The sequence below is a fragment of the Photorhabdus sp. P32 genome (genome assembly GCF_038085095.1).
Lineage (GTDB): Bacteria > Pseudomonadota > Gammaproteobacteria > Enterobacterales > Enterobacteriaceae > Photorhabdus > Photorhabdus luminescens.
The window spans coordinates 1-2,226 of the sequence record NZ_JAZGJN010000134.1; the positions used below are offsets into that span (position 1 = coordinate 1).

Annotated in this window: 3 protein-coding genes; all 3 read right to left on the reverse strand. The window is 43.8% G+C overall.

Features of this window, described 5'->3' with window-relative positions; genetic code table 11:
• Positions 1–86: 86 nt before the first annotated feature.
• The 3 genes from V2H77_RS00800 to iscX all read right to left on the reverse strand — a co-directional run bounded on the left by V2H77_RS00800 (position 87) and on the right by iscX (position 2,220).
• On the reverse strand, positions 87–509 hold the full coding sequence (locus V2H77_RS00800) for an enhanced serine sensitivity protein SseB C-terminal domain-containing protein (protein ID WP_341497279.1): 423 nt from the start codon (positions 507–509) through the stop codon (positions 87–89).
• A 35-nt stretch (positions 510–544) separates the two neighbouring features.
• A complete protein-coding gene (gene pepB / locus V2H77_RS00805; protein ID WP_341497280.1) occupies positions 545–1,840 on the reverse strand; it encodes an aminopeptidase PepB in 1,296 nt (431 codons plus the stop codon).
• Positions 1,841–2,019: 179 nt separating this feature from the next.
• A complete protein-coding gene (gene iscX / locus V2H77_RS00810; protein ID WP_341497281.1) occupies positions 2,020–2,220 on the reverse strand; it encodes a Fe-S cluster assembly protein IscX in 201 nt (66 codons plus the stop codon).
• Positions 2,221–2,226 lie beyond the last annotated feature (6 nt).

The window sequence follows — 2,226 nt, forward strand, 5'->3', positions numbered from 1 at the left end:
CTCTTTAATTTCTACTTGATTCAGTAATGGGGTAATAAATGGAAGCCTCCAATTCTACCGACAACCATTTATCACCTGCTAAATAATCATTTATTCATTACCGGAATGCTTCCACGTAACCAACTGCCTAATTTACGCTGATAGAATGGCTGCGTATGCTGAATCAAATAATGGCTGATGCCACGCTCTTTTTCATCAACTAAACAGAAATCAATCGGTTCTTCTTCTGATGTGTATTCACAAGCAATACTGCCCGCTTCATGGATTAGTTGTTGAATTTCATCTGTGGCGCCATTTATTTCCAGCCCAATTAACAAATTAGGATTTTCATCCACATTTTTATCATGGGCTTGAATGATAAAAGCACGGCGAACCGGTTTACGTTGGCTAAATAAACTGACCAAAGCTTCAATGAGCTGCGAAGGATATTCTTCCGGTTGGCTAAGTGTTATTTTACTACCACTTGGAACATCAATCTCAACCGAAGTTAATTCACTTAATGAACTCATAAAAATCTCCAATCAGTTTTTTAGATAAAATAAATTTATTTTGCCTTCGCCAACAACAAATTAGCAATCGAACGAACCCCATAACCTGTTGCACCAGCGGACCAATGTTCTACCGCGGATTTACGATAAGTTGCCGAGCAATCAATGTGAACCCAACCTTTTTGGTATTCTTCCACAAAGTGAGACAGGAAAGCTGCCGCGGTACTGGCGCCCGCAGTATGCGGTGACGCAGCAACGTTGTTCAAGTCAGCAAAATTTGATGGCAGTTGGCTACGATGGAATTCAGCTAATGGTAAACGCCAGAACAGTTCATTCTCGGATGCAGCCGCCGCCAACAGATCAGCCGCCAGTTTGTCATCAAAGCTAAGTACAGAGTGGTAGTCATTACCCACAGCCGTTTTCGCTGCGCCGGTCAAGGTTGCCGCATCAATGATTAATTTCGCTTTCTCTCTGCTGGCATCAATTAAACCATCAGCCAGAACCAGACGACCTTCCGCATCCGTATTCATCACTTCAACAGATTTGCCATTACGGTAATGAATAACATCACCCAGTTTGAAGGCGTTACCACTGACCATGTTATCCGCTATGCAGAGGAACAGTTTAACTCGATGTTGCAAGCCTCGACCAATTGCCAGCGCCAATGCGCCTGTCAGGGTTGCTGCTCCACCCATATCCGATTTCATGGAATCCATAAAGGAAGATTGTTTCAGGCTGTAGCCGCCGGTATCAAATGTAATGCCTTTACCTACCAAGCAGGCAAACACCGGCGATTGCGGGTTGCCAGTTGGGTTGTAATCCAACGCCAACATAATCGGATCACGAGAAGAACCACGGCCGACGGTGTGAATGCCAGCATAACCCTGTTCACGTAAATCTTCGCCTTTAATAATGCGATAACTTACTGACTCGCCAGCCATACCACACATCAGGTCAATCGCACGCTTCGCCAATTGTTCCGGCCCAAGCTCTTCTGCCGACATATTGATGGTGTCACGCACCCAATCAATAATTTTAATTCGGCTTTCCAATTCCTGTTTTTCAGCCGCAGGCAATTGAGGCCATTCAATAGAACGGCTGCCTTTTGGCGCACGAAATCCTTGCCAGAAAGCCCAACTTTTTTCTAAATCCCAACCTTCGCCAACCAGAGCCACATGACGAATTCCCTGCCCGTCAATTTTACGCCCGGCACGTTGCACTGCCCCTAATTTACCTTTACCAACCAGATGAATCGTCACTCCTTGATCACTCGAACTAATCAGCGCTTTTTCACCCCAGCAAGCTGCTGCTGGTTCATAAGACAGTGTTATTGGCATGATTTGTTTAGTCATTCTTTTCTCACCTCTTATTATTACCGCTTGATGGCAACGAGGAGCTTATTCAAGCTTCTACCAACATAATTCTTCGTCTGCCAGATATTAATCTACAAAAAAACCGGCCAAAGCCAGTTTTTCAAAAGTTCAGCCTAACCTAAAACGATGACAGATAAATAACAAATTAATGCTATTTGTTATTCAAACTCATCCAACCAAACGAGCAGGATTGCTTCCAAAATTTTTTCATTGGATTTTTCAGGCGCATCATCAAAATCGCCCAGTTCACAAATCCACTGGTGCATATCAGTAAAGCGAACGGTTTTTGGATCTACCTCAGGAAATTTGTCATATAGCGCTTCACCGATTTCACGGCTGTTAGACCATTTTAGGCTCATTTATTT